This is a genomic window from Streptomyces sp. NPDC037290, assembly GCF_055603245.1.
This window is the reverse complement of record NZ_JBVJVZ010000025.1, coordinates 33,457-59,836: the sequence shown is the minus strand read 5'-3', so window position 1 is coordinate 59,836 and position 26,380 is coordinate 33,457. Positions and strand designations below refer to the sequence as shown.

Sequence of the window (26,380 nt, the reverse complement as noted above, 5' to 3'; positions counted from 1 at the left end):
CCTCCGGAACATCGCTGGTCTTCAAACTCCAGTCCGCCGTGGCCACGTCGCACACCTCCGAGATCAAAGTGTTGCGACGACCAGTTGAATCCACCTTGGGCGCCCCTGTCGGTGTGGAAAACGACGCCGTGGACCCGGCCGCCGCGGGTGGCCACAGCCATTTCGATCGCGTCGGTGACCAGGGAGGTACGCATGTGGTCGGCGATCGACCAGCCCACCACCGTTCTCGAGCAGATGTCGATCACCGTGGCGAGGTAGAGCCATGTCGTGCCGACGGCTATGTACGTGATGTCGCCGCACCACCTGGTGTTCAGCGTGTTGGCGGTGAAGTCGCGCATGACCAGGTCCGGTGCGGGCGGCGCGTTCCTGTCCGCGATCGTCGTCCGCTTCTTCTTGCGTAGGTGCCGGCCGACGATGTGGTTGACGCGCATCAGCCGGGTGACGCGCTTGCGGTTGATCCTGCGTCCTCTCGCACGCAGTTCAGCATGGACGCGCGGAGCCCCATACGCTCCCTGGTGTTCGGCGTGGATGGCGCGGATCTCGCTCACGGTCCGCTTCTCCTCGGCCTGGCGCTCGATGCGGGCCTGCTCGGTGGCCAGGTGCCGGTACTAGCCGGCGCGGGATGCTCCAAGCACCCGGCAGATCCGCTTGACGCCGAAGTCGGCGCGGTTGTCGGAGATGAAGTCCCAGCGGCGGGGGCTCACTTCACCTCTCGGGCGAAATAGGCCGCTGCCCGGCGCAGGATCTCGCGTTCCAGCTGCCACTCCTGCTCTGCCTTGAGCAGCCGAGCGTTCTCCGCCCGCAACCGGGCCAGTTCCTCGGCCGCGCTCACGCTGCCGTCGCGGCCCTCGGGCACGGCCTGTGAGTCGTCCTTGCGGACCCACGTCCGCAGCGACTCCGCAGTGATCCCGAGATCCGCGGCCACCGCCGCGTACGTCCGCTTCCCGGCTGCGGCGCGGTAGAACGCAACAGCGTCCTTCCTGAACTCCTCCGGGTACGGAGACTTGCGTCGCACCTGGACATCCCTCCCTGGACCATCAAGATCCATTGTCAGGGTGTCCACTCCAAAGGATCAGCCTCAGGGACATCTCCTCCCCGGCCCCAGGTCAGAGGCCGGATCAAGGTGTCCACTCCCCGGGGGGAGGTGCCCTTGCGCATGACACGCGCGACCTTCTTCTCGTTGATCACCATGCCGTGGGTGTCACGGAGCTCGGCCGTGATCCGCGGGGCGCCATACGTCCCGTCGGAGTCCGTGTGGATGGCCCGGATCTTCTCGGCCAGGTCCTCGTCGGCCCGCTCGCGCTCGGCGCGGGCCTCACGCCCGCCTCGCCACTTGTAGTAGCTGGAGCGGGCCACCTCAAGGAGTTGGCACAACCGCTGGACGTCGTGGGTCTGCCGGTGGTCCTCGATGAACTGGCAGCGGCTCACCAGGTCATCTCGGTCGCGAAAAACTTCGTGGCCTTGCGCAGGATGTCGCGTTCCTCGGCGAGCGTCGCGTTCTGTTTGCGCACCTGCTTCAGCTCGGTGCGCAGGGCCGCTATCTCGGCCTGCAGTTCTTCGCGGGTGGGCTCGCTCACCGTGGCCGGCTCCTTGGTCTTCCTCGTCGTGCTCATGGTCGTGTGCAGCTCGCCCTGACGAGACCGCTCGGCCCGCACCCAGTCCCGCAGTGTCCCCCGGCTCACGCCCAGGTCCTCCGCGACCCCGGCCAGGGTCAGGTCCGGATCAGACAGGTACAGCGCGACGGCATCCGCCTTGAACTCCGGCGAGTAGAACTTCATCACCATAAGGGACATCTCCTCCCGGCCCCAGGTCAGAGGCCGGATCAAGGTGTCCACTCCCCGGGGGGAGGTGCCACCTTCACCGGTCCCACCGGCACGTTCCAGCAGGTCACCGGCATCACCAAGGCGCAGACCGACCTGCTCGCCAAGCTCAGCATCCCCCACCCCAAGAAGGTCCTCGACCTCCAGCCCACACCCCGCTGACCAGCAGGAATACCGCCGCCTAGAGAAACGCCCTCCAGGCAGCCAAACCCATGTCCACGCAGGTCAGACCCCAGATTCGGCACTCCAGGCCGTCGAATTACGTCGAACCCGGGACTGTGGGTAAGCATGATGCCGTCGCCGCGCAGCGCGGAAATCAGGTGGAAGAAGACGCACTGGCCGTCGGCGCCATCATTGCGCGCGGGGAGTTGCCGTCCAGACGCTGGTGTGTCCGGCTGTGGTGAGGGGGTGGTGGATGTCGTGGATACGCCGGTCGATGTGGGTAAGCGGAGCTGTGGCGGCCATCCGGGTTCAGGTATCCGTTCGCTGAAGAGGTTCAGTAGCCGCCACCCTGATGGGCGGTCGTACTGCATGAGCAGCGGCACCGCGGTGTGGATCTGGCTTGGCCGTCCTGCCTCCTGGGGCGGGGCCTGGATCAGGTGGACGAGCATCACGTTGGGGGCCACGCATACCGGGTGGGCCTTCACTGCCCAGGCGTCCAGGGTGATGGGCAGCGCGGCGCTCTTGATCTGGGTGTGGGCGAATGGACCCCACAGCTCATGGTCGACGTTGTTGCCTGCGAACGCTTCGACGATGTCCTCGGGGCTGTGCCCGTGAGCGCGCACATGTTCCAAGCCGGGCGTCAGCCAGGCTTGTATCCAGCAGCGGCGCAAGGCGGGATGTGTGACCTGCCACGCGGCCCGCATATCCCGGTCGACCCAGAACGCTCGGGCGAACGCCCACGCGGCGTTGATAACCCCTGCCTGCGCGACGTAGACACCTATTTCCTCATCATCGTGATGCACTCCATCGAGTCTGCAGGGTGACCACCCCGTTCAACGCACCTAAACGTATTCGGGCGGGTGTTTCGTCCATCCCTACAAGCGCGAAATAGCGCAGAGAACCCGCGGTACGCCGTGATGGATACACGGTCTTCTTCGGTGTGGACGGAAAGGTGATCATGACCCCGCAGAGCTTCGAGCACTCCAGCACGATTAAGTCGATGCAGATCGACTCTCTCGCTCTCGGCCGTCACGCGAAGACCGCCTCCGACGTCTACATCGACTTCCCTGCCGACGAGAACTCCGCCCTGGACTTCGCCATCCTGCGCGAGGACGCGCAGCGACAGGCTAAGCGCTACAGCTTCGGTGGTGTCGGTCTCCTCCGCGCGCAAGGACTACGACGACTGCACCGCCAAGTACGGTCGCTACGCCATCCCGGTCTATCTGGTCGTGGACCCGTACGCCGGGGAGGTCGTCGTCCACACCGAGCCCACCGGCACCGGTTACATCACAGCGCGCACCCACAAGTACGGCACGGGCAAGCTACCCATCGAGCTGGCCGACGGGCGCACCTTCACCCTTGACCTGGACGAGCTGCCCCGGCCCGAACCTGAGACTGGCGCCCGCTGACGGGTGTTATCAAGTTGAGCGGTGGGGTGGGATGATCTTGGTGTAGATCGTGGTGGGAGGGGTCTGGCGGTGGACAGTGCTGCACCGTCGTACAAGGGCTTCCGGTTCCCGCCGGAGGTGATCGCGCACGCGGTCTGGCTGTATCACCGTTTCCCTCTGTCCTTCCGTGATGTGGAGGAGTTGCTGTTCGAGCGCGGTATCCAGGTGTCGTACGAGGCGGTCCGGCTGTGGTGTGAGCGGTTCGGCTCCGCCTACGCCGCCGGGCTGCGCCGCCGGCAGCCCCGCCCGGGTGACCGGTGGCATCTGGACGGAGTCTTCATCAAGGTCAACGGGCAGATGCGGTACTTATGGCGCGCGGTGGACCAGGACGGGAACGTGCTGGACATCCTCGTGACCGATAAGCGCGACACCAAGGCCGCGAAGCGCTTCTTCCGCAAGCTCCTCAAGGGCACCGGGGCCCTGCCCCGTGTGATCGTTACGGACAAGCTCCGTTCATATGGTGCCGCCCACCGAGACGTCATGCCGTCGGTCGAGCATCGCAGCTCGAAATATCTCAACAGCCGGGCGGAAAACTCCCATATACCCACAGGCGAGCGCGAACACGGCATGAAGGGCTTCCGCAGTGTCGGCACTGCCCAGAGATTCCTCACCTCCTTCTCCCGGATCTCACCGTACTTCCCTCCCCGCCGACACCTGATGACCGCCCCCGACTACCGCACCGAGATGACCAACCGCTTCACCATCTGGCACCAGATCACCGGCACCACACTCATGGCCACGACCGCCTGAACCAGACACCGCCCGCACACCGGTGTACCCCAAGTGGCCTACACCAACAGCAACTTGACAAGCCCTACCGGCTACTGCTGGCCTGGGCTTCAGCTTGGGGCCCCTGCCAGCCTCGGCCAGCCGGAGCAGCTCGCGGACTTCCGCGATCCCGCTCTCGCTTGCGAGCCTGTGCCTCGTGCAGATGGTGCCGGGCTTGCGGCCGACCGAGCCCGCAACGAGATCCCCGCTACATTTTCCCACGTAATATGCCAACTCCATCGGCCCCTGGCAAACTCCCCTCCACGTCGACGGGCGGATTCTAGCAAGAGCCACCGCCCGGATACGAAGAAAAGCCGGAACACTCCGCGCTCGGAGCCACCTAGCGCCTACTGTGCCTTCGTCTGCCATGGCCACGGACGCGATGGGCAGGACAATGAATGCCCCAGACAAAATCCTTCTTATCGATGACGAACCCGCAAGCCTATGCGCCATACAGCATGCCCTGGCGCCCCTCCAGCGCGACATCATCACCGCAGCCTGCGGAGAACACGCCCTCAAAACCGTGCTACGAGAAGACTTCGCCCTGGTGATCCTCGACATGGTCATACCCGGCGGCATGGACGGCCTGCAGACGATGACCTACCTCAAAGGGCTCCACCGCACACAAGACGTACCGATCATCATGCTCACAGCAGCGCCACGCGACGTCGACTGCGCATACGCAGCATTCAAGAAAGGCGCAGCCGACTACCTGGCCAAACCCATCGACCCCTGGGAACTGAGAGCCAAGGCCCGGCAACTCATCAGCCTCTACAGCGAGAACAAACGGCTACGCAGGGAACTTGAACGGTCGCGAGCGCAGGAAGCCGAACTGCGCCAGGCCCTCGACAAGGCCACAGTCCACCGAACAGAACCTGACCAGCCCCAACACCCCCCTACACACACTTGGTATACGCCGGCCCAGCATCCCGAAGGGACGATTTCGGACCAGGCAGAAACCCAGGAATGCTCACTGCTGCACACCGGCGACCCGTACCCCAGCGGCAAAGCATGAATACGGGCCCCGCCTGGGACAGCGACTGTGACCAGAACGCCCAACTGTGCAGTCACCAGCCGGAAATCCCAACACCCAGGAAGAAGGGGAGAACCTGCGCAGGATCTGAAAGAAGAACGAGGGAAACCATCGTTACGACACCACGGCCGGATCATCCGTTTCGATTCTCCCCGGAACAGGAGACAGAAGAACAGCGCGGACTACACCCGCATCATGATCCACCTCTTAACACCCACTCAATCCGGAACTCCAGTCGCTCCGGTCACTGCCACAGAGCCCGGCTCACGAAGCCCAGGAAAACGGTGAGACGGAACCCACAAAACTTGACATGCTTCATTCCGCCCAGTTCATAGGGCACGAACACCTACTCACACACGCCAACGGCCCGTACGTCAGGCCCGAAAGAAAGCCAAGGCACGGGGCCATCAGCGACACAGACGGCGCCCACAAACGCCCCAAACGTACAGCCGCCGACCGGAGATACCCCACGCAGCGAATGAACCACAGCCACGAGGACATAGCCCTCTACACCGCGCACCTACCCGCCATCAACGCCGCCTGGGCATTCACCCACGCTTACTGGATCGACCACGACATGCGGGCCACCTGGCGAGCCACACACCCCACACTGCGCCACTGCTGGACCCAAGCCTGGCTCACCCCCCGTCACGAACACACGCGCGCCAGCGAGCACAGACCCGACGACATCGTCGAAGCGTTCACCCACGACCACGTCGACCACGAACTGTGGCACCCCTTCGCCCACACCCAGATCAAAAACGCCACACTGCCCGTCACCCCGGACACCTGGGGCCTCGGGATCAACCCGGCCTTCATCGCCCCCAACATGATGCTGGTCCGTCTCATACCGACCCCGCCCCAGGGCGCCGGCAACCCTAGTCAGCCCCACCCCACGGTGCCGCTGCTCATGCAATACGACCACCCCACCGGATGGCGACTGCTGAACTTCTTCAGCGAGCAGATACCCGACCCCGGCTGGCCCCCCCCACACTTCACCAACCCATAGTGCCCAGCTGAGCAACCCACCCCCGCACTGAACCGTTCCGACTTCTCTGCCGCTCCGTTGTGAGCTGTCAGAGAGGATGGGACACGTGCCCAAGAAGATTGACGCAGCCCTTCGTAGCCAGGCCGTGAGGCTGGTGACAGAGCATCGCGCGGAGTACTCCTCCGAGCGCGCACTGCCAGGTCGCTGATTCCCTTGGCGTCTCCCGGGAGTCCGTGCGGCGCTGGGTCACCCAACACGAGATCGACAGCGGCTGGGCAGCGGGCGTGAGCACGGACGAGCGCGAGGAACTGCGCAGGCTGCGGGCGGAGAACAAACGGCTGCGCGAGGTCAACGAGGTACTGAAGTCCGCGACGATTTTCTTCGCCCGGGAGCTCGACCCCCGGAACCGCTGATCGTGGCGATCGCCGATCAGATGCGGGCCACGGGGTATGCCGTCGAGTCGATCCTCACCACCCTGCACCAGGGAGGAAGGAGCACCAGGTAGGAAGCAAGTACACGAAGCGGTAGGCCGAGGAGTTCAAGCGGGACGCGATCGCGCTTGTCGATTCCTCGGGCAAGGGCGCCCTTGCGGGCCGTCGTCTCGCTGACCTGGGCCGCCTGCGTGACCGGATACCACCGTGTCCCAGGATCCGGGCCTCGGCCCCCATCATCAGCGGCCGCTGCCACTCGTCCAAATGTGGAAACAACACCCCGAACTTCACCGCGAGTTGACCACGAATCCGTCGGAGACGCTCCTACCACAACAACGAGCCGCATCAGGGGAAGCAAAACCTTGATTCTCTGCGAGCCCTTACATCGCTCGGCGGGACACGATCGTGACTCGCTCTTGGCCACATGAGTGATGTGAACGCGTCACGATGGTGGCTTTCCGGGGCTCGTGCGGTTGTGCGATGTCAGACTCTGGCTGCCGTGTTCCCGTCCGGGACCGGCGCACGACCGACTTGGTGAAAGGGGCTCCTTCCTTGAGGAAGAGGATCAGTACGCTGCTGGCAGCCGCTGCGCTCGCCACTGTGGCACTTGCTGGCCAGGCTAGTGCCGCCCTGCCCGTACACACCTCAGCGCACGTGCAAGCAACGGCAGGTGTGGTCAGACGTGCCCCCCAGGTGTTGTACGCGCCTGCCTCGCTTGAGCGGGGGTATTCCTGGAGTTCCGGTGCTGCCACGCTGGTGATGCAGACCGACGGCAACCTGGTCATCTACGACGAGTTCGGCCGCGCCCGATGGGCCTCCAATACTGTGGGCAGCGGCTGGCGTGCCGTCCTGCAGACGGACGGCAACTTCGTCGTCTACACCCTCTCCGGACGTGCGGTGTGGGCCTCCAACACCGCTGGGCATCCTGGCTCCCGGCTCGCCGTCCAGGACGACGGCAACGTCGTGATCTACGACGGCAGCCAGGCCGTCTGGGCCTCCGGTACCAACCACTGACCCAGGCCGCTGGTCTGAGCTGCGAGCGCCAGGGCCCGTGATGGCCGTGTGCGGTAAGTGGTGTGCCGGTCTCTTCGGGGCTTCGGCTCCGGCCCGCTGGCGTGGTCAGGCTGGTACGCGCCGTGGTGGATCTGCTGGGGTCGTTGCGGTGCCCACAGGCCCGTGCTGTGGGCACCCGTCCGGCGCAGGAGGGATGCGGTTGCCGACTGCACAGGTCGGTGTCGGTCGGGGGAACCGGCCCGTGCCGCCGCGCCGCGTCCCTTTCCGATCCAAGCTCACGAGATAAGCGCGTTACTGATCCGGCAGAGTGTAGAGCTGCCGTGACACATCGGTCCGGAAGACCAGCGGACGGTGGCGGCCGAATTTTGTACAGAGGAACATCGCCGCCGATACCGGACTCGTTGACAGCCTGTGCGGCTGTGGATCAGGCAAGGCGGTCGAACGAGGCAGTGTGCGGCTCGCCGACCCGGTCGCCATCGGCGGTGACGTACGTCCAGTAGATCGAGACGGTCTTGGTGTTGAGGTCCATGACATGGGAAACCGTCATCCCTGACGACTCAACCCAGTTGATGTGGTAAATGCCGTCCCTGATCCTGCGCACGGACAGTTTCTCGTCGCCGCTGCTGCCCCTGAACGGACCTTCCAGCGCTTCCCAGTGGAGTCTGGTGCCGTCAGCGGAGTAGCTGTTCCGGAACACGACGCCATTGTCGACCTTCAGCTGGTAGGCGTGCCCGGCAAAGGTAGGCACCTTGGCGCTGGCATTCGTGTCACCAGTCGGGGAGACGCCGGCTGCGGAATGGGCGGCGGAATGAGCCGCGGCGGGTGCCGCAGCGGCGGCGGAGGTGGTCACCATGATGGCGGTGACTGTGGTCAGCACGGCCCGGGCTGCCTTGGCTGGGGTTCGCATGAGTGATTAGCTCCTTGTTGAAGGGGGGCTTGGTGAACAGTGATAGCGCGCACACCGCGGCGGAAAGCGCCTGGCGAGGGTGAGATCAGTGAGCCTCTTCAGCGGACACGTCCTGGAGTGAACAGCCGCCAGACGTTGACTTGGGCCCCTACCTGCGGAGGCCAACTTAGCGGAACAGCCGTCACCCGATCGGTGGCCACTGAAGAAACTCAGTAAGCTGCCGTCACCGCGCGCCGGAGGCCGATGAAGCAGTGGTGAAGCCAGAACACTTGCTCGTCCGGCGAGCTGTCCCGTTCATCTGGCTGGGTGCGCCTAGACATGGACACGGTCATGCAGCATCCGCTCCCTGCACTCCGTAGTTCGGGGATCGGCTTCTCCTGAGAAATCACGACGCCACTCTCGAGGTCGTTCATGGGCATTCTTTGGAAAGTAGGTCAGCTGGGGAAAGTCTGACCTGCCCTCGCGGGGTCTCCACGAGGGCAGACGCCACTCTGTCGTGACGAACGTGTGACCAGACAAATCCGATGGGGTGTACGGATTGGCCGCCTCCGCAGCCTCAGGCGGCGCGCAGCAGGAAAAAAGAAATCACGCTGAGAAAGGTCGGGGCAAGATGGTCCAGAAACTGTGTGGTCTCCAAGAAATGCAGGTTCGGTGTGCCGAACAATGACAGGCCCGTCCACGCGTCGTCCGCGCGGTGATCGCAGTCACAGTGATTCCCTATGAAGCTTCTATGTCCCGTCAACCCCCAATTCAGCCGCGGCGGCGTTGTTGAGATGACGGTAGAGGCGTCGGGCGAGGTAGCGCTTGAGTCCGCTGAGTCAAGTCAGGGGGCTGTGAGGCGTTGGGCAGCGGGGTGGCTGTAGGGGTCGTAAGGGGTGGCGTTGTGCCAGCAAGCCCATATGACACGGAGCCATGCGCGGGCGACGATCCGCGTGGCGTGAGGGTTGCGTTTTCCGCGTGCGCGGGCGTTGGCATAGAGGGTGGCGGCCCACGGCGACTGCATGCGGGAGTCGTGAGCGAAGGCAGTGATGGCCTTGCGGGCGCGTGTGTTGGCGGCCCACCGGAAGTAGACGCCGTGTGTCTTCCCGGATGCCTTGGTCACCGGTGCGGCTCCGCACTCGGCGGCGGCTTGTTCGGCGGACTCGACGCGGTCAAGGACTGGGCCAACCTCGGCGAGCAGCTGCGCAAGGTTGATGGTGCCCACGCCCGGCAGCTCGGCGAGGAGGAGGGCCCGAGGGTGCTTGGCAAGACGGTTTTTGATGGTCGTCTCGAGCTGGGCGATGGTGGCCTGCAGACTGCGCAGGAGCTGGACTTGCGCGGTGATGAGCGCGGTGAGGACGTCCGCGGGGAGGCTGACAGGGGCGATGGGAGCGGAGCGGAGTCGGGCCAGCAGTGCGGATGCCGGCTTGCCGCCGCGGTAGGCATGACGCTTGCAGAAGGCGGCCATGCGGGCTTCGCCGAGTCGGGCGGCTGACTGCGGCGTGGGGTAGTCCGTCAGGAAGTCCAGGGCAATGTCGGAGACGAGCGAGCAGAACAGGTTCTTGGGTCCGGGCCAGTGCTGCTCGAGCAGAGCACCGAGCTGGTTGCCGGCGGCCGTGCGTGCACGAACGTGGTCATCGCGCAGGCGCACGAGGGCTTGGAGTTCTCGTAGGCCACTGTCGACAGGCACGAGGCGGCGCAGGCGGTGCCATCGGTGCCTAGATAGTCCGCGAGTTTGTAGCTGTCACCGGGATCGGATTTGGCACCGGAGGCGCCCCATCGAGGTCGGGCGGCGTGAAAGGCAGTTGGGTGGACAGGCACGACCGGGTATCCGGCCTCGAGCAAGCGGTCGACGACCAGCCCACTGGAACGTTCGATAATGACGGGCAGTTCAGCGCTGCCCGAACCTCCTCGTCCATTTGTGGAGTGCGCAGCTGTGGAAGCACGGCAGCGGCTATCCGCCGGGCGTCGATCGGGTCGAATTTGCCGATGCCGCGGCGGCCAGCGCGGCCCATTCTGGCGGCTTCAACCACCTGGTAGCCGGCGCGTGCCGTCTGGCGGGCGATCTGGGCTCCGTAACTGCCCGCCCCCTCGATCACCCACAGAGCAGCGAGGTCTCCACCGGTGCGACATCCAGCCCAGTTGATGGCTCGTGCCCTGCCAGCGTGGGTGTTGGGGAATGCCTCCGTGCCCAGGTGCTCACCACTGGAGGCGAGCACGGCGTAAGTGTGCGTTTTGGCGTGGGTGTCGACGCCGATGACGAATGAATGCGCGTGGGCGACAATGGTGTTCACGCGATCAGGGTTCCTCTCCGTGAGGCGGTGGTCCCGGTCGCTGCGGACCGGCGCCGTGCCCGGGAGAGGTCACTTCGAGGCAGAACTGTGACGGGCCACGGCCCTTTGGGGCCGGGCAGGCTTCTTATCAGGCCACCGAGGTGGGCCGGGTCGGCGCCGACCGCCCGCCATAGTCGGACAGTTCATAGGCAAGGCACCCGTGGGGGCCACTTTTGTCACGAGTCACGACTACGACGAGGCGACCGACGCCAACCCTGCCAGCCGGTCCCGGGCCAGCCAGATGAAGACTCACAGTGGTTTGTCAAGACAGTGCCTGACGCTGTGTGATGGTGTTACGTCGCTGCGTGGTGGCGTTTCGACGGCTCGACGGTGAAGGTCTTTTGGTCGCGGACGAGTGCCCAAAAGACGTCGAGGCGGCGTCGGGCAAGGGCGAGGAAGGCTTGCTTGTGTGTCTTGCCTTCGCTGCGTTTGCGCTGGTAGAAGGCTTGCGAGGTGGGGCAGCAGCGGGCGGCGACCTGGGCGGAGAGGTAGAAGACCCGCAGCAGGCGCCGGTGGTAGCCGTGCGGGCGGCGCATGTTGCCGCTGAACCGGCCCGAGTCCTTGGGCACTGGAGCGAGACCGGCGACACCGGCCAGGCGGCCAGGGCTGCCGAACGCGGCCAGGTCGCCGCCGGTGCAGGCGACGAGTTCGGCGCCGAGCAGGGTGCCGATGCCGGGCATGCTGACGATGGCCTCGGCGTGCTGGTGCTGGCCGAACCGGTCCGCGGTCTGGCTGTACCACCGGTTCCGGCTGTCCTTGCGTGATGTGGAGGAGCTCCTCTTCGAGCGTGGCATCCAGGTGTCGTACGAGGCGGCCCGGCTGTGGTGCGAGCGGTTCGGTCCCGCCTACGCCGCCAGGCTGCGCCGCCGGCAGCCCCGGCCCGGGGACCGGTGGCACCTGGACGAAGTCTTCATCAAGGTCAACGGGCGGAAGCGCTACCTATGGCGCGCGGTGAACCAGGACGGCCACGTCCTCGACATCCTCGTGACCAACCCCCGCGACACCGCCGCGGCCAGGCGGTTCTTCCGCAAGCTCCTCAAAGGCACCGAGATCCTGCCGAGAGTGATCGTCACGGACAGACTCCGCTCCTACGGGGCTGCCCACCGCGACGTGATGCCGTCCGTAGACCACCGCTCCTCAAAATATCTCAACAACCGGGCGGAAAACTCCCATATACCCACACCGGAGCGCGAACGGGCCAGGAAGGGCTTCCGCAGCATCGGATCAGCCCAGAGATTCCTCGCCTCCTTCTCCCGCATCTCACCCCACTTCCCAGGGCGATTGCAAAGTCGCGGTGATGTTGTGAGTGTGCAGGTCACGGCGGTGTGACGATGCCGGGATGGTGTGCGACCGGACGCAAAGAAGCTCCGTTGTGAAGGTGACCTTGCCAAGTCGCCTGCGCCCAACGGAGCTTCTATGTGCCGCCAGTCTGCCACCGTCTGTCTGGTCAAGTCGCCCACCCGTCAGCACCGCGCGACGGGTCCGCTGACCGAACGGCTGGCCACGCTGGCCGATCCGCGGTGCCGGCGCGGGAAGCGTCACCCCTTCGTGGCAGTACTGCTGATCGCCTGCTCCGCCGTGGTGAGCGGGGCGAGGAGTTTCACGGCGATCGACGAGTGGGCGGCTGACGCCCCGCAGGACGTCCTGGCCCGGCTCGGTGCCCGCACCGCAACCGCCCTGGCCGTACGCATCCCGCCCAGCGGCGCGACGATCCGCCGGATCATCAAGGACACCTGCCCCGGCGGCCTGGCCGACCTCCTCGGCCACGACCCGGGCCGGCACCGACACCCTCGCCGTAGACGGCAAGAGCGCCCGCGGCTCGCGCCTCGGCACCACCCCAGCCGCGCACCTGCTGGCCGCGATGACCGGCACCGGCATGACCATCACCCAGCTCAGGGTCCCCGCGAAGACGAACGAGATCACGTGCTTCACAGCCCTCCTAAACCCCTATGACCTGCACGGAGTCACCGTGACCGGCGACGCTCTCCACACCCAGCGCGACCACGCCCGCTTCCTCGCCGAGACGAAGAAGGCCCACTACGCCTTCACCGTGAAGCGGAACCAGAAGAACCTCTACGAACCTCGGCAGCGGTCACCGTTGAGCCCAGGCGGTAGCTGCCGGTGTCCAGCTCGGCGCCGATGGTCAGCCCGGTCTGAGTGGTCGTCGCGGCGATGGTCTCGATGACGACCTCGTAGCTGGTCAGTGGGCGGCCGCGCCAGTTCGCGGTGATGTGGCAGAACATCCGGTGTTCGATCTTGTTCCACTTCGACGTGCCGGGCGGGAAGTGGCAGACCGTGATCTCCAGGCCGCTCTGCAGGGCGAAGGCGGCCAGGTACTTCTTCCAGGTCCAGCGGCGGGGATCGTTGGAGCCGCCAGCGTCGGCGGTGATCAGCAGCCGGGTGGCGTCCGGGTGGTGCAGCCGTCCGCGGCGCTGCCACCAGCGGCGTATGGACTCGACCGCGAACTCGGCGGTGTCGTGGTCGGTCCCGACGTTGACCCAGCCGGTGTTGGTGGCGATGTCGTAGATCCCGTAGGGGATGGCGACGGGCTGGTCGCTGGTGGTGAAGGTGTGGCAGTCAACTTTGATCGGTTCCTTACCCGGCCGCCAGGTGCGGCCGGGCCGGTCGCGGTTGCCGAGCCATTCCTTGGCCTTGGTGTCGACGCTGATCACCGGCTGCCGGGCGTCGAGAAAAGCGGTGGCCGTGGCGTTCAGGTGAGCGAACTGGGCGTCGCGGTCCGGGTGGCTGGCGCCTTCGGTGGTTTTGACGGTTCCCTGCAGGCTGTAGCCCAGGCCGTGTAGCAGGCGCCCGACGGTTGCGGCGCTGACGCGATGGCCCTGCGATGTGAGGGTCGAGGCCAGAGCGCGCAGCGACAGGGTGGTCCATCGCAGTGGGGAAACTGGATCGACCCGGGTGTGCGGCTCGATCAGCGCCTCGAGCGCCGGCACCAGGCCGGGATCAGTGGCCGTCAACGGCTTGCGGCCGGCTCCCGGAGCCCGGACCCTCTGCACGGGCACCGGATCCCCGGCCAGCTCTGTGACACCGCGCGAGACGGTGGAGGCACTGGTCCCGGAGGCTGCAGCCACCAGAGCGATCCCGCCGTGGCCGATTGCTGCGGCCTCGCTGCCCAAGTAGAGCCGCCGACGACGCTCATCAAGATGAGGCAGGATCCGATCGAACTTGGCCCGCAAGGCGGTGACCGGAGGACGCACAGACATGGTCCACCATCCCACCAACTCCACCAGAACAAGCGGTAATTGAAATACAAGCCCCCGGCCGGACCGAGAACTGCCAGATCGGCGTCTTCGCCGCCTACGCCACCACCCGCGGCAGGGCTCTGGTCGACCGCGAGCTCTACCTCCCCGAAGTCCTGGACCGAGGACCGGGAACGCTGCCGCACCGCAAGGGTCCCCGACGAGCGGGAGTTCGCCACCAAGGGCGGACTGGCCCGGCACATGGTGCTGCGGGCCCTCGCCTCGCCGCTGCCCATTACCTGGGTCACCGCGGATTCCGCCTACGGCCAGGACAACCGATTCCGCCGGCTGCTGGAACAGTCGGGTGTCGGCTACGTGCTGGCCGTGCCCAAGTCCCAGTTCAGCGTGGGCTGTTCACGGATCGAGGGCCTGTTCGCTCAAGCCCCGGGCGAGGCACGGGAGAAGATCTCGTGCGGCGACGGCGCGAAGGGGCCCCGCGCCTATCACTGGGCAGCGGTGCGGCTGCCGGCCGTCGCCGAATTCGACTATCAGGGCGAGGCCCCTCACCGGATGCGGTGGGCACTGGCCCGGCGCAGCATCAGCAAGCCCGACGAGATCGCCTACTACCTCGCCTACGCACCCCTGCAGGCCACCGTCCAGGAGCTGGTGCGGGTCGCCGGGACACGCTGGGCGATCGAGGAGTGCTTCCAGGCCGCGAAGAACGAGTGCGGCCTAGATCAGTACGAGGTCCGCCGCTACGTGGGCTGGTATCGACACCTCACCCTGGCCATGCTCGCTCACGCCTTCCTGGCCGCCACGGCACACCAGCGCTGGGAAAAGGGGGCGGAACAGGTGAGACACCCGGGCTCATCGGGCTCACAGTGGCGGAGGTTCGGCGACTCCTGGCAGCTTGTCGTGCCCGGCCCCCGCACCTGAGCGGACACCGCGGACGACACCACGCGCTGAGCTGGTCGAACTGGCGCCGCCAACGCCAAGCAGTCGCCCGCCGCTGTCACTACCTGCGGCGTTGTCGCACGATCGAAGGGCGGTCTCCGTGAGACCGCCCCCGCACGATCGAAGTCCCGCTACACTCCCGCCACCCGGCGAAAACACCAGGTCAGACAGCGAAATCCTGCTGGAGTACTAGCCGTGACGGAGCGTCACCGGCGCACGGTGGCACACTCCGGCTTCACGGAAATCTTGCCAGGGCCAGAGAAGGCCGTACGCCGACACATGCCAGCGGTCTCCGAGCTGGACCGCGTCGGGCAGGGCGCGGCGGATAGCCTCGGCATAGGTCGCCGAGCCGTCGCGGCACACGACCTCGATGTCGGGATGCTCGCGCAGCCACGCTTCCAGGGTGTCGGCGGTGCGGTCGGGCAGCACATCGATCCGCTCATGGGTCTCGGCGTCGATCACGATCGTGGCATAGCGGTGTCGTCGGCGCAAAGCGAAGTCGTCGACACCGATCACGCGGGGTGTCCGCCCTGTGGTCACCGGGATGCGTAACAGAGTGCGCAAGGCCGCGTGGCGCGACAGGCGCACCGCGAGTATCACCAGCAAACGTGCACCCGCCCGACCCGCTAATTCCTTGACCACAGCCTTGATTTGCCTGGTCAGCCGGGCGGTGCGGCGCTGGTATCGCTCCAGGACTCCGGGCACCTGCTCGCGGAAGGTATGGCAGCAACCGCGCGTGGGGCACACCAGACGCCGCACCCGCACAAGGACCACCACCCGCAGTCCGTCGACGGGAACGTCGGCCACCGTCCGCAGCTGATAGCCGTGCACCCGCCCAGACGGCTCCCCGCACACCGAACAGACCGCGGCTTCCCTCGGCGTCCGAGCTTGCACCGCGATCCGCTCACCCTCGTCGGTCACATCCTCTATGACCAGCGGAAACAGCCCCGAAAACACCATCTGCGTAGGCCGTTGACATCCTTCACTCGAATGTCAACGACCCTCACAACTCTCCGTCACCACCGAATGTGAGACAGGGCCGAGTCACTGACCCTCCCCCAGCTTCAGTCGCGGTTTGCCGCGAATCTGCGAATACTGCTGATGAAGAGGGCGAATTGGCTGCGGTGGATCTCGTGGGAGGCGTCGGGGAGCAGCAATGCCGTGCTTTGCGGGGGGAGTTGCCGACGGGCCTGAGTCCAATCTGCGGAGTTCAGGGAGCCGCCGCGTGCCGGGTCTGCTCGGATCAGCAGGGTGGGCGTGGTAAGGCGGGCGAGTAGGGCCAGGAGCGGTCCGGATCGTTCTCCGTCGCTGACCAGGCTCCTTGCGATGTCCGGATCCGCATTGTGGAGTCCGTCGACCAGGGTGTCTATGTCAATGTCCTCCCAGTCGGGGTGGACGACGGTGAGCAGTTCCCGGAGTTCTGTGGCGGGTAGTCTGATGGCTTGGGTCAGGTCGTTCAGCTCTTTGCTTTGTCGTGTGGGTGACATAGCAGGGGGAGGGTCTTCGAGGACGAGGCCTGAAAGGGCGGGGGCAGGCGTGTTCGACTCGGCGCCCGTGGCCAGCACGAGGGCGACGGCCGCGCCCCAGGAGTGTCCGACGAGGAGCGGCGCGGTCAGCTCCAGTGCCTCGAGGAAGTCACGGATGTCATCGGCTGCCCCGCGCAGGCTGTAGGAGCCGATCGGCGGTTTGACGCTGTGCCCATGGCCTCGGAGGTCGGGGGCGAAGACACGGAAGCGGTCGGCAAGCGCGGGACCCACGCGTGACCAGCTTGCGGCCGAGCCCGCGTTTGCATGGAGGAGGACAGCGGGAGGAGCGCCGGGCTGATCCGCTCCCCACGCAAGATAGTGAAACTGACCTATGGGGAGGTCAATGAATCGGGATTGGTCGGTGGTCATGATGGGCGTCCAGGAATGCGGCGCCAGGTGAGGTGCGGCGTTCGCTCGTGCCCAGCGGCATGTGTCGTCGGTGAGCACAATGTCAGCACGTCGCCGTCCAGATGTAGACGGCGCACTTGCTGCGTGGCGATCCATTGCGGGACGGAGGCAATGTGTACGTGATGTGTGACGATGTCTTCCCGGCACTCGTACGTTCCGCCGTATCCGATATACGCATTGGCTTCGGCAACGGATTCCACACTGCTCGGGTCAAGAGTCTGAGTAGCAGAGCATGTGTCAAGTCGGCCACCGCCTCGACCGGGATCCAGGAGATGGGCTGACATGCAGCCATCTGCCGTGTAGACGAGCATGCCGCTGGGCTGTGGCCCCATGGGCTGCAGGAGAGTGTGTCCGTCCACGTCAATGATGGAGAACGAGACCAGACACCAGACACCGACCAGGTCGTCTGGACACATGGCACCGTCATCGGACTGCTCTGGTTGCCTATGGCGAACGGGGCCGCGGGTTGGGGACACGACCGTCATGCCTCCTTCTGTTCGGGGCATACCCCTGGGCCGAGCACGTCCTCCAGGTGCGTGCTGAAGGAGTGGATGGTGGGGTGGGACCAGAGGGCAGCTACGGGGATGGCGATCTGCAGGGCGCTCTGAAGCCGGCCACGGAGTTCGAGGGCCCGCAGGGAGTCCAGGCCCAGGTTGGAGAATTCCGTGTGGGGATCGATGTGCCGGGAGCGAAGCTGTAGCAGAGCCTGCAATTGTGCTGTCACGTGGCGTTCGAGAAGCAGCTGGCGGCCCCGTCCGGGCGCGACGGCCTTCAGCTCAGCCAGTATGTCGTCGAAGGTGACCCGGGACTCGGGGCTGCTGCCCCGGCCCGACTCGAGGCTCCTGTCCCGACCTATGCTTACGGTGGCAGGGGATTCCCCGTGCAGATTGATCATGTGATGGCTCCGATCCCAGGTGGTCACTGGAGCGTCGACAAGTGCTCCGCCGGAATACCAGCGGCTCCACTCCACCGGGTAGCCGGCACAGTGCAGGGCGGCCACACAAGTATGCAGAGCGAGTTGCTGGTCTTGCCCCGAGCGGAGTGTGGCAAGGACGACGGGGTCGGCAACGGCGCTGAGCGTCTGGGTCAGGGGGCGGACGGCCACGGGATGCGGGGAGACCTCCTGGAACAGTCGGTAGCCGTCCTCGGCCAGGGCTATGGCCGCACTCACCGCTCTGACAGGACAGCGCATGTTGGCTGCCCAGTACGCCGCGTCGAATACAGGCTCGGCGCGCGGATCCTCAAGGACGGTGGTATAGAAGGGTACGTCGGGCCGCCCGGGCCGCAGGTCGTGCAGTGAAGCAGCGAGAGCGTCCGCAAGCGGGCGGGTCAGCCCACAGTGCGAGGCGAAGTCCACAGCGATCATGCGTGCGGGTATGCCACGGGCCTCCCACGAGCTGACCAGACGCCGTACCGTGGCTCTGCTTCCGCCAATGACGGTGGATTGCGGGGCGGCGAGTACGGAGACGTCCACGTCGGGGACGTAAGCGATCTCGTCCATGACCTGGGTGTGTTCGAGTTCCACAGCGGCCATCGCCCCAGTGCCCGCCTCGGCGTCGGCGACACACAGCAGTGAGCGGCGGCAGATCACACGGGCGCCGTCCAAGGGGCTGATTGCCCCGGCGACCACGGCAGCGGCCACTTCTCCCATGGAATGGCCCACGACCGCCGCGGGCTCGACTCCGTAGGAGCGCAACGCCTGTGCGAGCCCGACCTGCATAGCGAAGATCATCGGCTGCACTTGGTCAACACGGCTGACCTCAGCGCGTGATCGCATCAGGGACAGCGGAGAGAAGCCGGATTCTGCGGCGATAAGAGGGTCGATCTCGGCAATGGCGCGAGTGAATTCAGGCTCCGTCTCGAGTAGTTCCCGCCCCATGCCGGGCCACTGCGAACCGTGCCCGCTGAACACCCACACTGGTGCCCCGCTGCTAGGCCCACGGGTGAAGTCACTGACCAGGCCGGGGACTGCCTTGCCGTCGGCATACGCGCGCAGTCGGCCCACCAATTCCTCATGGGAATGGGCTATCACGGCCATCCGCTCAATGGCGTGAGAACGCCGTAGCGCCAGCGTGTGCGCGACGTCAGTCAGGGGGGCTGCTGCACCAGCACCTGCCAGCCAGTCGGCCAACCGTGCGGAACCGACCTCCAAAGCGGGGATGGACCTCGCGGAGAGTAGAAAGCTGTGCAGCGGTGAGGCCCGCACACCCGAGGAGGATGCAGTGGACGCGGGAGGCGGCTCCTCGACCAGAACGTGGGCGTTGGTGCCACCCACCCCGTAGGAGCACACTGCCGCAAAACGCGGCCCTGCCACTGGCCAGGGCTCAGCAGCAGCCGGCACGAACAGTCTGGTCCCCGACGCATCGATTTCCGGGTGCCAAGAGCGGAAATGCAAAGACGCGGGGACGGTACCGTGCTTGACGGCCAGGACGGCCTTGAGCAAGCCCACCATGCCCGCTGCCGCCTCGGTGTGGCCGAGATTCGTTTTTACCGATCCCAACGCGCAACGCCCTGACCCGACCCCATACACCGCAGACAGCGAGCTGAACTCGATCGAGTCTCCGGTAGGGGTGCCCGTGCCGTGAGCCTCGACCATACCTACCTGCGCGGCATCAATTCCGGCCCGGGCGAGGGCTAATTGGAACACTTCTTGCTGAGCCTTGACCGAAGGCTTAGTGAAACGGGAAGTCTTTCCATCGTGATTCACCGCCGAGCCGCGCAGCACTGCGAGCACTCGGTCACCGTCACGGTGCGCATCCTCAAGGCGCTTGAGCACCAACACCACACAGCCCTCGGCGCGGACATATCCGTCAGCCGCCTCATCGAAGGTGTGACACCGACCTGTCGACGAGAGCACCCCCAACTCATTATATGCCGCGAAGACCCGCGGGCTGAGAAGCAGATTCACCGCTCCGGCGATGGCAAGGTCGCACTCTCTGGCCTGTAAACTCTGACAAGCAAGATGCCCGACGACCAGACCGGACGAACACGATGTGTCCACCGTCAGGCTGGGCCCCCGCAAGCCCAGCAGGTGGGACAACCTGCCAGAGGCAGGGCCGAACTGGTTTCCGGTCACGAAATATGGTCCACCGCCAGCAGGCAGCCAGTGAGAGTACGCGGAATAGTCTGGATTGCATAATCCGGTGAATACACCCGCAGACGTTCCCGCCATCTCCTCCACAGGTACACCTGCATGCTCACACGCCTCCCAGGCAACTTCCAGTAAAAGGCGATGCTGCGGATCGATCAGATCCGCTTCCGTCGGTGCGATCCCAAATGCCTCCGCATCAAAGGCGCCGACATCACCATCCAGGAAACCGCCGCACCACACCACGCTGCGCTCCGACTCCTCCTGGATCGAAGCCAACTCGGCAGCCTCCCAACGACCGGCCGGCGCAGGCGACACCACGTCCCGACCCCTGCGCAACAGCTCCCAGAAAGCAGCCACGGAATCCACGCCGCCGGGAAGCCGACAGGAGGCACCCACCACCGCCACGGCAACCGAGGGCGTCGGCTGCAAGCCCGCTCCCCTCTTACGGCTGCTCTCCATACCTTCCCTCACTCTGCCTTCCAAATTTCGAGATTACTCCGCGATGGCCGTGTGGTAACTCCACTGATATACACGCGCCAGTCCACCCGTGCCGTCGAGCACCTCGCCTGTCGCCACGAAATGTTCACGGCCGTTGCCGAATACCACAGTGTGCTTCTCGACTGTAGCGTCCAGGTAACCTGTGCGCAGATCCTCCGGGAGATCTGAAGGTCCTCCGCGCAGATAGACCCTCATAGGACATCTCACTTTCTTTGCTGTAAGCAACAACTACAGGTTCATGCCTCAGAAAAGGGGAGCCCACCGGGGTTTCTACAGATGGCCAGGCTGCCCACGCAGGCATCAGTTAACTACTCGCGGCTCTCGATGCGATAGGGGGATGGAGGCATGGTTTCGGGGCGATCGGTGCAACATAGTGCACTCGTGAAACCAGCCGACTACCGTTTTGCCGCAGACAACATGAACGCGAGAAGTTATCGAGGAACGGATGTACGACTTCCCGCTGTGCGGCCTGTTGAACCGCAATGCCTCTCATGTGCAGCCGGAAACCTGTGTCTTCAGGTACCCACTGAGCGGACCAGGGGTAGGATCGGTCTTCCGCCTGACCGGACGCGCTTCTTGCGGTTGGTGATCTGGTCGGCTGGTTGCGGGATGACAGCGCGGATCCCGCGCTGCCGAAGATGGGCCCGGATCTTCCTGGATGAGGCCTTGTCGGCGAGGACCACGTCCGGTGTGGTCCTGGGCCTGCCGGTCGGCCGGGGCACCCGTAACCGGGGCATGACCTCGGTGAACGCGGGTGCGTCACCTGCCTGGCCAGGCGTTATGACGAACGCGAGCGGTCGGCAGCGGCTGTCCGCGGCAAGGTGGATCTTGGTGATCGCGTCGATCACCTGCCGGTGATCACGCCACCGCCCACCCCGCTGCGGAGTCCGGTCCGGCAACAGCGGCTCGATGCGTTCCCATTGGGCGTCAGTCAACGACGCACATCAACCAACGATCGGATGATCTGAAGGAAACGGCCTAGTACTGCAACGGTGCTTGCCGTGACTGATGGCCAGGTCGGTCGTTGATGTGGTCATGGGTGGGGACCTTGCTGATGTGAGGCTGTGGGCGCGTGAACTGACGCGGTGCATGGGTTTGTGCACCGTTTCAGCAGGTCGGAGCCGCGGGAGTCGGCACTGGCTTATATGCGGGGCCTGATCGCTCCGCTGCAGCGTAAGAACGGCTGGACTGTGGCCGAAGCGAAGAGGCTGGCCATGACGGTCCGGACCGTATTCAGCGGATGCTGAACCGGATCGAGTGGGACGCCGATGACGTCCTCGACGATGTCCGTGAGTACGTGGTCGAGAATCTCGGTGAACCCGAGGCGGTCCTGATCGTGGACGACACCGGTTTCCTGAAAAAGGGGACGCGGTCGGCCGGGGTGCAGCGGCAGTACTCCGGCACGGCCGGACGGACGGACGGAAAACTGCCAGGTGGGCGTGTTCCTCGGCTATGCGACTGCTCGCGGCAGGACGTTGATCGACCGCCGCTTGTATCTGCCAACGTCCTGGACTGATGACCGTGAGCGGTGTCGCCGGGCCGGCATCGGTGGTGAGGTCGCGTTCGCGACGAAGGTGGCCATGGCCAAGGCGATGGTCCGCAAAGCCATCGCGGATGGTCTGCCGTTCAGTTGGGTGACCGCGGATGCCGCCTATGGCTTCAGCAAGGGCTGGCGCTCGGAGCTGGAACGAGCGGACGTCTTCCACGTCATGGCGACCACCCGGCACGACACCGTCGTCACCCGTTGGGCGATGGACCACCCCGTCCACGACCTGTTCAACGGCCTGCCCAGGCAGAAGTGGAAGCGTCGTTCCTGCGGAGCGGGGGCTCACGGTCAGCGCGTTTACGACTGGGCTCGCGTCGAGGTGCGGCCTTGGCATCGGCCGGACCGCCGCCACTGGGTGATCGCCCGCCGCAGCGTCAGCCGGCCCGATGAGGTCTCCTACTACATCGCATACTGTCCCGCCGAGACCACACTGGACGAGTTGATCCGCATCGCGGGCAGCCGGTGGGCGATCGAGGAATGCTTCCAGACCGCGAAGCAGGAATGCGGCCTGGACGACTATCAGGTCCGCCGCTACCCCGGCTGGCACCGACACATGACCCTCGCCATGGCCGTCCACGCCTGCCTCACCATCTTGCGAGCCCGCGAGCTGGATGCTGGGAAAGCAGAAACGGATCCCCCCAGCTCGTCCACCTCAGCCTCGCAGAAATCAGACGCCTGATCACCCGCCTGACCAACCGCAGGGCTGTGGCCGTCGATCACATCCTGCACTGGTCGATCTGGCGTCGACGGCGCCAACACCAGGCCCGCATCAGCCACTACAAACGACGCGGACACAGCCCCTGACCTGGCCATCAGTCACGGCAAGCACCGTTGCAGTACTAGGTCACTTTTGGCGGATGCTGTCAGTTAGTCCCCGTCGGTATTGGGGGGCGGCGGGAACGGTGGTTTCTCCGCGCCGCTGACGGCTCAGGCCCGGTTCGGCTGGTCGTTCACGGGCGTGGTCACCGCGGTCACGTTCTCGGCCGGTATCGGCGCGAGGGGTGCCCTGCTTTCGTGGCTGGCGTATCTGCCGCTGCCCCGGCCAGGGGGGGGCGGGGCGCGCCGGGCCTCCGTATGAGCCCGGCATTTTCACGACCGGGCGTCGGGATGCGTCTTGCGGTGGCTTCGCAGAGCCGACGATCGCGGCGGGTTTACATGGGCTTCGGCTTGAGCATGGCGAACGGGGCGCCCTGGGGGTCGGTGACCACGGTCATCCGGCCGGCCATCATGTCGAACGGCGGAGCAAGGACCGTGCCGTTGCGGTTGACCAGGGTGTCCACAGCCGAGTCGACGTCGTCGACCGCGAAGTAGGTCAGCCAGTGTGCTGGGGTGCCCGGCGGGTCGTTGGTGACAAGGGTGGCGCCGCCGACGCCGCGGCCGTCGACAAGGAGCTGCCAGTAGGAGTCCGCGCCTTCCATGGGTTCGATCTCGATGTCGAACGCCGCACGGTAGAAGGCGGTGGCGGCGGGCAGATCGCTGGTGTGCAGTTCGTTCCAGATCAGGGCGCCGGCCTCGTTGACCAGTTGAGCGCCGGAGAATTCGCCGGGCTGCCAGACGCCGAACACCGCGCCCTGGGGGTCGGCGGCGACCAGCATCCGGCCGAGGCTGCCAACGTCCATCACCGGGACGACTAACGTGCCGCCCGCAGCGATGATCTTGTCCTGGGTGGCCTGGGCGTCGCTGCTGGCGAGGTAGCTGGTCCAGAGAGCCGGAGGCTCTGGTGTCCCCTGTGGGGCTGTCGCCGGGCCGATGCCGGCCACGGCCTTGCCGTTCAGCTCGCAGACCGCGTAGCCGCCGAACTCGGCTGGGCCGGGCTTGCCGTGCCAGCCGAGCAGGTCGTGGTAGAAGTCCAGCGCGGCCTGCTGGTCCTTCGCCATCAGATCGACCCAGCAGGGGGTGCCAGTCGCGTACGGGGTAGTGATTTCAGGCATCTGTTGCCCTTTCTCATAAGGTCTGGCCGTCTCTTTGTGTCGCACGGACGGGTAATCTGCCGTCCGTGCGAGTCGTCGCAGGTGAGCGGGGTCAGCAGGTTGGGGTGGGAACGGGACGTCGCGTTATCCGAAGCCGCCCCAGTGCATGGCAGTGAGCAGCAGCACGCTCACAGCCGTGAGTGCGAGGGCCGCAACGCCTATCCAGGCGGTACGGAGCTTGAACTTCGGACTCTGTGCCGCCGTGTTCCAGAGCTCGGTGAGCCCGAGGATCAGCAATCCGAGCTTCACGAGCCGTAAGCCCATTTTGACGGGGCGTCGCGATGTACTTCATGGCCTCTCGGGTCACTGCTGGTCGTCGAGGTCGTCCGGGAGGGTGTCCTCCTGTTGTAAGCCGCGCTGCCGTGGGGCTGGCGGACGCTGTTGCGGGTCCTTCTTCTTGGCCGCTGCCAACTTGATCGATTCCATCAGCTTGTCTATGTAGTCGTCGCTGTCGCGGTGCGGGTCGCGTTCCTTGCCCATGGTCGGTTCACTCCTTGGTGTCAGCCGGTGGGCTTCATCTGCCCAAAACAGCGTCACACGGGCCCATATGGGGCGCATCTGGGCGACAGGTGTCGGCGTACACATGAACGTGGCTCTGGCAAGATTTTCGTAGCCGTAGATCATCTCGGAGAGGCGATCGGCCGGCCCGCAGGATGGGCAGTCTTTGACTGTGCACTGTTGAACTGGCCAGGCTGTTACCGCAGTTGTCTGACGTTCTGGTGGTCTCGATCGAGGTCTCCGATGTGGTGGTGACGGTTCTCGCCCGCACGAGATCCGATGAGCCGGCGGGATGCACGGGCTGCGGCTGGCTCAGCCGGTGGTGCCACAGCCGATATGTACGTCGCCTCGCCGACGTCGCCCTCGGCGGTCGGCCACTGCGCATAGATTTGTCCGTGCGCCGCCTGTACTGCGAAAACCCAGCTTGCGCGAAGAGGACCTTCGCCGAGCAGGTGGCAGGCCTGACCGTGCGTTACCAGCGACGCACTCCACAGCTGCAACGCCTGGTCGAGGACGTCGGTGTGATGCTGGCCGGGCGAGGCGGTTCACGCATGCTGCGGACCTTGAGCATCAGGCTCTCGCGGTGCACAGTCTTGTCCCAGCTGATGCGGGTCCCACTTCCGCCGCTGGTCACACCCCGTGTCCTGGGGGTGGACGACTTCGCGCTCTACGGTGATGCCTACGGCACCCTGCTGGTCGACGCCACCACCCGGCTCCCGCTCACCCTCTGGGAAGGACGCGACGCGGAACGGCTCGGCCGGTGGCTCCGCGAGCACCCAGGTGTTGAGGTCGCCTGCCGGGACGGCTCCCTCGCCTACCGACAAGGCATCGCCGCCGGCGCCCCGGATGCCCTGCAGGTCAGTGACCGATTTCATTTGTGGCAGGGCCTCTCCCGACGAGTTCAGGACATAGCCTGCGCCCACCGCGGATGCCTGCCCGCAGCACTGCCGCCGATCTGCGAGACCGATCCCGCGCCGGCCGAAGAGACCGCCCAGAACACCCTCGCGGATACCCGGGCTGGGCGCCATGCCCAGAGGCTGTTCGAGGCCGTGCAGGCTCTGACCCGTTCTGGTCGGAGCCACAGCTCCGTGGCCCGCGAACTCGGCCTGAACCGCCGCACCGTCAGCAAGTACGCCCGGGCCAGAACCTGGCAGGAGGTGGTGCGTCGTCCGCCGCGCAGGCCCTCCACTCTGGACCCCTACCTCGGCTACCTGCAACAACGCTGGGACGAGGGACAGCACAGCGCGAAGATCCTGCACGAGGAACTCCAGGCCAAGGGCTACCTCGGCCACTACCAGCGCGTGAAGATGGCTGTCGCACCCCTCAGGCGGGGCCTGCCTCTGGACGAGCCACCCGAGCGACCGCCGTCCCCGCGCGAAGCCGCCCGCTGGATCACCACCCACCCGCACCGCCGCACCCCACACATCGACGACCGCCTGCCCCGGCTCCTGGACCACTGCCCTGAACTCAGGACCGCGCACAACCTGGTCCGTCGGTTCGCCACGATGCTGGACAACCGCGACGCGACGTCCTTTCCGGAGTGGCTGGACGACCTCGCGAACACCGGCCTGGTCCCGCTGACCGGCCTTGCCAGAGCCCTGCGCGAAGACCGCCATGCCGTCGTCCAGGGGATCGCCACTACCTACAACTCTGGCGTCAATGAAGGCCGGATAACCGACGTCAAGCTGCAGAAACGGCTCATGGCAGGGCGCGCAAGCGTGCCCCTTCTCCGCCACCGCGTCGTTCTGATTGCCCACCTCCGCCGCCGCTATGCGGGCCGGCCGATCGCCTCTCCGAGATGATCTACGGCTA

At 65.7% G+C, this 26,380-nt stretch carries 22 protein-coding genes and 10 pseudogenes; 12 read left to right on the top strand and 20 right to left on the bottom strand.

The window, feature by feature from the left end; translation table 11 throughout:
- Positions 1-95: 95 nt before the first annotated feature.
- The 4 genes and pseudogenes from ACZ7HQ_RS39405 to ACZ7HQ_RS39390 all read right to left on the bottom strand — a co-directional run.
- Positions 96-1,015, bottom strand: a pseudogene (locus tag ACZ7HQ_RS39405) (IS3 family transposase); the annotation flags it as partial.
- 35 nt (positions 1,016-1,050) lie between these two features.
- On the bottom strand, positions 1,051-1,428 hold the full coding sequence (locus ACZ7HQ_RS39400) for an IS3 family transposase (protein ID WP_471000599.1): 378 nt from the start codon (positions 1,426-1,428) through the stop codon (positions 1,051-1,053).
- Positions 1,425-1,784: a transposase gene (locus tag ACZ7HQ_RS39395; RefSeq protein WP_471000611.1), complete on the bottom strand. Its 360-nt coding sequence runs from the start codon at positions 1,782-1,784 to the stop codon at positions 1,425-1,427. Before ACZ7HQ_RS39395 ends, ACZ7HQ_RS39400 begins: the two co-directional genes overlap by 4 nt.
- A gap of 38 nt (positions 1,785-1,822) precedes the next feature.
- Positions 1,823-2,785, bottom strand: coding sequence for a hypothetical protein (locus tag ACZ7HQ_RS39390; protein WP_471000596.1), 963 nt, complete (start codon positions 2,783-2,785; stop codon positions 1,823-1,825).
- 345 nt (positions 2,786-3,130) lie between these two features.
- On the opposite strand from ACZ7HQ_RS39390, the gene ACZ7HQ_RS39385 reads away from it, so the two are divergent.
- The 6 genes from ACZ7HQ_RS39385 (at position 3,131) to ACZ7HQ_RS39360 (ending at position 7,664) form a co-directional block, all read left to right on the top strand.
- Positions 3,131-3,391: a hypothetical protein gene (locus ACZ7HQ_RS39385; protein WP_471000594.1), complete on the top strand. Its 261-nt coding sequence runs from the start codon at positions 3,131-3,133 to the stop codon at positions 3,389-3,391.
- 69 nt (positions 3,392-3,460) lie between these two features.
- Positions 3,461-4,180 (top strand): IS6 family transposase, encoded by a 720-nt coding sequence (locus ACZ7HQ_RS39380; protein ID WP_471000591.1) that lies wholly within the window; start codon positions 3,461-3,463, stop codon positions 4,178-4,180.
- A 385-nt stretch (positions 4,181-4,565) separates the two neighbouring features.
- Complete coding sequence (locus tag ACZ7HQ_RS39375; protein WP_471000587.1) at positions 4,566-5,213, top strand: response regulator; 648 nt, start codon at positions 4,566-4,568, stop codon at positions 5,211-5,213.
- Positions 5,214-5,709: 496 nt separating this feature from the next.
- Positions 5,710-6,240 carry a hypothetical protein gene (locus tag ACZ7HQ_RS39370; RefSeq protein WP_471000584.1) on the top strand — a complete coding sequence of 177 codons (531 nt, stop codon included), beginning with the start codon at positions 5,710-5,712 and terminating at the stop codon, positions 6,238-6,240.
- Positions 6,241-6,383: 143 nt separating this feature from the next.
- A complete protein-coding gene (locus ACZ7HQ_RS39365; protein ID WP_471000608.1) occupies positions 6,384-6,632 on the top strand; it encodes a transposase in 249 nt (82 codons plus the stop codon).
- Between the two features lie 777 nt (positions 6,633-7,409).
- A complete protein-coding gene (locus ACZ7HQ_RS39360) occupies positions 7,410-7,664 on the top strand; it encodes a hypothetical protein (protein WP_471000581.1) in 255 nt (84 codons plus the stop codon).
- A 424-nt stretch (positions 7,665-8,088) separates the two neighbouring features.
- On the opposite strand, the gene ACZ7HQ_RS39355 is transcribed toward ACZ7HQ_RS39360, so the two are convergent.
- From ACZ7HQ_RS39355 to ACZ7HQ_RS39335, 5 genes and pseudogenes are all read right to left on the bottom strand, one after another.
- Entirely contained in the window at positions 8,089-8,571 is a 483-nt protein-coding gene (locus tag ACZ7HQ_RS39355) for a MoaF-related domain-containing protein (RefSeq protein WP_471000578.1), read from the bottom strand.
- Between the two features lie 209 nt (positions 8,572-8,780).
- Positions 8,781-8,984 carry a hypothetical protein gene (locus ACZ7HQ_RS39350; protein WP_471000576.1) on the bottom strand — a complete coding sequence of 68 codons (204 nt, stop codon included), beginning with the start codon at positions 8,982-8,984 and terminating at the stop codon, positions 8,781-8,783.
- 410 nt (positions 8,985-9,394) lie between these two features.
- On the bottom strand, positions 9,395-10,201 hold the full coding sequence (locus tag ACZ7HQ_RS39345) for a transposase (RefSeq protein ID WP_471000573.1): 807 nt from the start codon (positions 10,199-10,201) through the stop codon (positions 9,395-9,397).
- Between the two features lie 67 nt (positions 10,202-10,268).
- Positions 10,269-10,844 carry an IS110 family transposase gene (locus ACZ7HQ_RS39340; protein ID WP_471000571.1) on the bottom strand — a complete coding sequence of 192 codons (576 nt, stop codon included), beginning with the start codon at positions 10,842-10,844 and terminating at the stop codon, positions 10,269-10,271.
- 332 nt (positions 10,845-11,176) lie between these two features.
- Positions 11,177-11,605 (bottom strand): annotated as a pseudogene (locus tag ACZ7HQ_RS39335) (transposase); the annotation flags it as partial.
- On the opposite strand from ACZ7HQ_RS39335, the pseudogene ACZ7HQ_RS39330 reads away from it, so the two are divergent.
- The 3 genes and pseudogenes from ACZ7HQ_RS39330 to ACZ7HQ_RS39320 all read left to right on the top strand — a co-directional run.
- Positions 11,553-12,143 (top strand): annotated as a pseudogene (locus tag ACZ7HQ_RS39330) (IS6 family transposase); the annotation flags it as partial. The pseudogenes ACZ7HQ_RS39335 and ACZ7HQ_RS39330 sit on opposite strands and share 53 nt — an antisense overlap.
- Positions 12,144-12,299: 156 nt before the next feature.
- A pseudogene (locus ACZ7HQ_RS39325) lies at positions 12,300-12,575 on the top strand (transposase family protein); the annotation flags it as partial.
- Complete coding sequence (locus tag ACZ7HQ_RS39320) at positions 12,541-13,068, top strand: ISAs1 family transposase (RefSeq protein WP_471000605.1); 528 nt, start codon at positions 12,541-12,543, stop codon at positions 13,066-13,068. The pseudogene ACZ7HQ_RS39325 and the gene ACZ7HQ_RS39320, both read left to right, overlap by 35 nt.
- On the opposite strand, the pseudogene ACZ7HQ_RS39315 reads toward ACZ7HQ_RS39320, so the two are convergent.
- Positions 12,965-14,101 (bottom strand): annotated as a pseudogene (locus ACZ7HQ_RS39315) (ISAzo13 family transposase); the annotation flags it as partial. The gene ACZ7HQ_RS39320 and the pseudogene ACZ7HQ_RS39315 overlap by 104 nt on opposite strands.
- A 56-nt stretch (positions 14,102-14,157) precedes the next feature.
- Here ACZ7HQ_RS39315 and ACZ7HQ_RS39310 point away from each other — a divergent pair.
- A pseudogene (locus ACZ7HQ_RS39310) lies at positions 14,158-15,013 on the top strand (IS701 family transposase); the annotation flags it as partial.
- Between the two features lie 294 nt (positions 15,014-15,307).
- Here the strand turns inward: ACZ7HQ_RS39310 and ACZ7HQ_RS39305 are convergent.
- The 7 genes and pseudogenes from ACZ7HQ_RS39305 to ACZ7HQ_RS39275 all read right to left on the bottom strand — a co-directional run.
- A pseudogene (locus ACZ7HQ_RS39305) lies at positions 15,308-15,991 on the bottom strand (ISL3 family transposase); the annotation flags it as partial.
- 104 nt (positions 15,992-16,095) lie between these two features.
- The gene (locus tag ACZ7HQ_RS39300) at positions 16,096-16,926 is read right to left on the bottom strand and encodes an alpha/beta fold hydrolase (RefSeq protein WP_471000568.1); all 831 of its coding nucleotides are present in this window, start codon (positions 16,924-16,926) and stop codon (positions 16,096-16,098) included.
- Positions 16,923-17,381 (bottom strand): lipocalin-like domain-containing protein, encoded by a 459-nt coding sequence (locus ACZ7HQ_RS39295; RefSeq protein ID WP_471000602.1) that lies wholly within the window; start codon positions 17,379-17,381, stop codon positions 16,923-16,925. The genes ACZ7HQ_RS39300 and ACZ7HQ_RS39295 overlap by 4 nt, the downstream gene beginning before the upstream one ends.
- A gap of 65 nt (positions 17,382-17,446) precedes the next feature.
- Complete coding sequence (locus ACZ7HQ_RS39290) at positions 17,447-20,485, bottom strand: type I polyketide synthase (protein WP_471000565.1); 3,039 nt, start codon at positions 20,483-20,485, stop codon at positions 17,447-17,449.
- A 63-nt stretch (positions 20,486-20,548) separates the two neighbouring features.
- Positions 20,549-20,749 carry a DUF5988 family protein gene (locus tag ACZ7HQ_RS39285; protein ID WP_471000562.1) on the bottom strand — a complete coding sequence of 67 codons (201 nt, stop codon included), beginning with the start codon at positions 20,747-20,749 and terminating at the stop codon, positions 20,549-20,551.
- Positions 20,750-21,099: 350 nt separating this feature from the next.
- A pseudogene (locus ACZ7HQ_RS39280) lies at positions 21,100-21,402 on the bottom strand (transposase); the annotation flags it as partial.
- Positions 21,397-21,489 (bottom strand): annotated as a pseudogene (locus tag ACZ7HQ_RS39275) (IS5 family transposase); the annotation flags it as partial. The pseudogenes ACZ7HQ_RS39275 and ACZ7HQ_RS39280, both read right to left, overlap by 6 nt.
- A gap of 100 nt (positions 21,490-21,589) precedes the next feature.
- Between ACZ7HQ_RS39275 and ACZ7HQ_RS39270 the strand changes: the two are divergent.
- Positions 21,590-22,779, top strand: a pseudogene (locus ACZ7HQ_RS39270) (IS701 family transposase).
- A 472-nt stretch (positions 22,780-23,251) separates the two neighbouring features.
- Here the strand turns inward: ACZ7HQ_RS39270 and ACZ7HQ_RS39265 are convergent.
- From ACZ7HQ_RS39265 to ACZ7HQ_RS39255, 3 genes are all read right to left on the bottom strand, one after another.
- Positions 23,252-24,031: a VOC family protein gene (locus ACZ7HQ_RS39265; RefSeq protein WP_471000558.1), complete on the bottom strand. Its 780-nt coding sequence runs from the start codon at positions 24,029-24,031 to the stop codon at positions 23,252-23,254.
- Positions 24,032-24,154: 123 nt separating this feature from the next.
- Positions 24,155-24,319, bottom strand: coding sequence for a hypothetical protein (locus tag ACZ7HQ_RS39260; RefSeq protein WP_471000555.1), 165 nt, complete (start codon positions 24,317-24,319; stop codon positions 24,155-24,157).
- A 54-nt stretch (positions 24,320-24,373) separates the two neighbouring features.
- Positions 24,374-24,694, bottom strand: coding sequence for a hypothetical protein (locus tag ACZ7HQ_RS39255; protein ID WP_471000552.1), 321 nt, complete (start codon positions 24,692-24,694; stop codon positions 24,374-24,376).
- Between the two features lie 95 nt (positions 24,695-24,789).
- On the opposite strand from ACZ7HQ_RS39255, the gene ACZ7HQ_RS39250 reads away from it, so the two are divergent.
- Entirely contained in the window at positions 24,790-26,370 is a 1,581-nt protein-coding gene (locus ACZ7HQ_RS39250) for an ISL3 family transposase (protein ID WP_471000549.1), read from the top strand.
- Positions 26,371-26,380 lie beyond the last annotated feature (10 nt).

Coding starts and splice junctions, on each gene's coding strand:
- ACZ7HQ_RS39395 (WP_471000611.1), bottom strand. CDS start 1,784: ATGGTGATGAAGTTCTACTCGCCGGAGTTCAAGGCGGATGCCGTCGCG.
- ACZ7HQ_RS39375 (WP_471000587.1), top strand. CDS start 4,566: ATGGCCACGGACGCGATGGGCAGGACAATGAATGCCCCAGACAAAATC.
- ACZ7HQ_RS39370 (WP_471000584.1), top strand. CDS start 5,710: ATGAACCACAGCCACGAGGACATAGCCCTCTACACCGCGCACCTACCC.
- ACZ7HQ_RS39360 (WP_471000581.1), top strand. CDS start 7,410: ATGCAGACCGACGGCAACCTGGTCATCTACGACGAGTTCGGCCGCGCC.
- ACZ7HQ_RS39355 (WP_471000578.1), bottom strand. CDS start 8,571: ATGCGAACCCCAGCCAAGGCAGCCCGGGCCGTGCTGACCACAGTCACC.
- ACZ7HQ_RS39350 (WP_471000576.1), bottom strand. CDS start 8,984: ATGAACGACCTCGAGAGTGGCGTCGTGATTTCTCAGGAGAAGCCGATC.
- ACZ7HQ_RS39300 (WP_471000568.1), bottom strand. CDS start 16,926: ATGACCACCGACCAATCCCGATTCATTGACCTCCCCATAGGTCAGTTT.
- ACZ7HQ_RS39295 (WP_471000602.1), bottom strand. CDS start 17,381: ATGTGTCCAGACGACCTGGTCGGTGTCTGGTGTCTGGTCTCGTTCTCC.
- ACZ7HQ_RS39285 (WP_471000562.1), bottom strand. CDS start 20,749: ATGAGGGTCTATCTGCGCGGAGGACCTTCAGATCTCCCGGAGGATCTG.
- ACZ7HQ_RS39265 (WP_471000558.1), bottom strand. CDS start 24,031: ATGCCTGAAATCACTACCCCGTACGCGACTGGCACCCCCTGCTGGGTC.
- ACZ7HQ_RS39255 (WP_471000552.1), bottom strand. CDS start 24,694: ATGATCTACGGCTACGAAAATCTTGCCAGAGCCACGTTCATGTGTACG.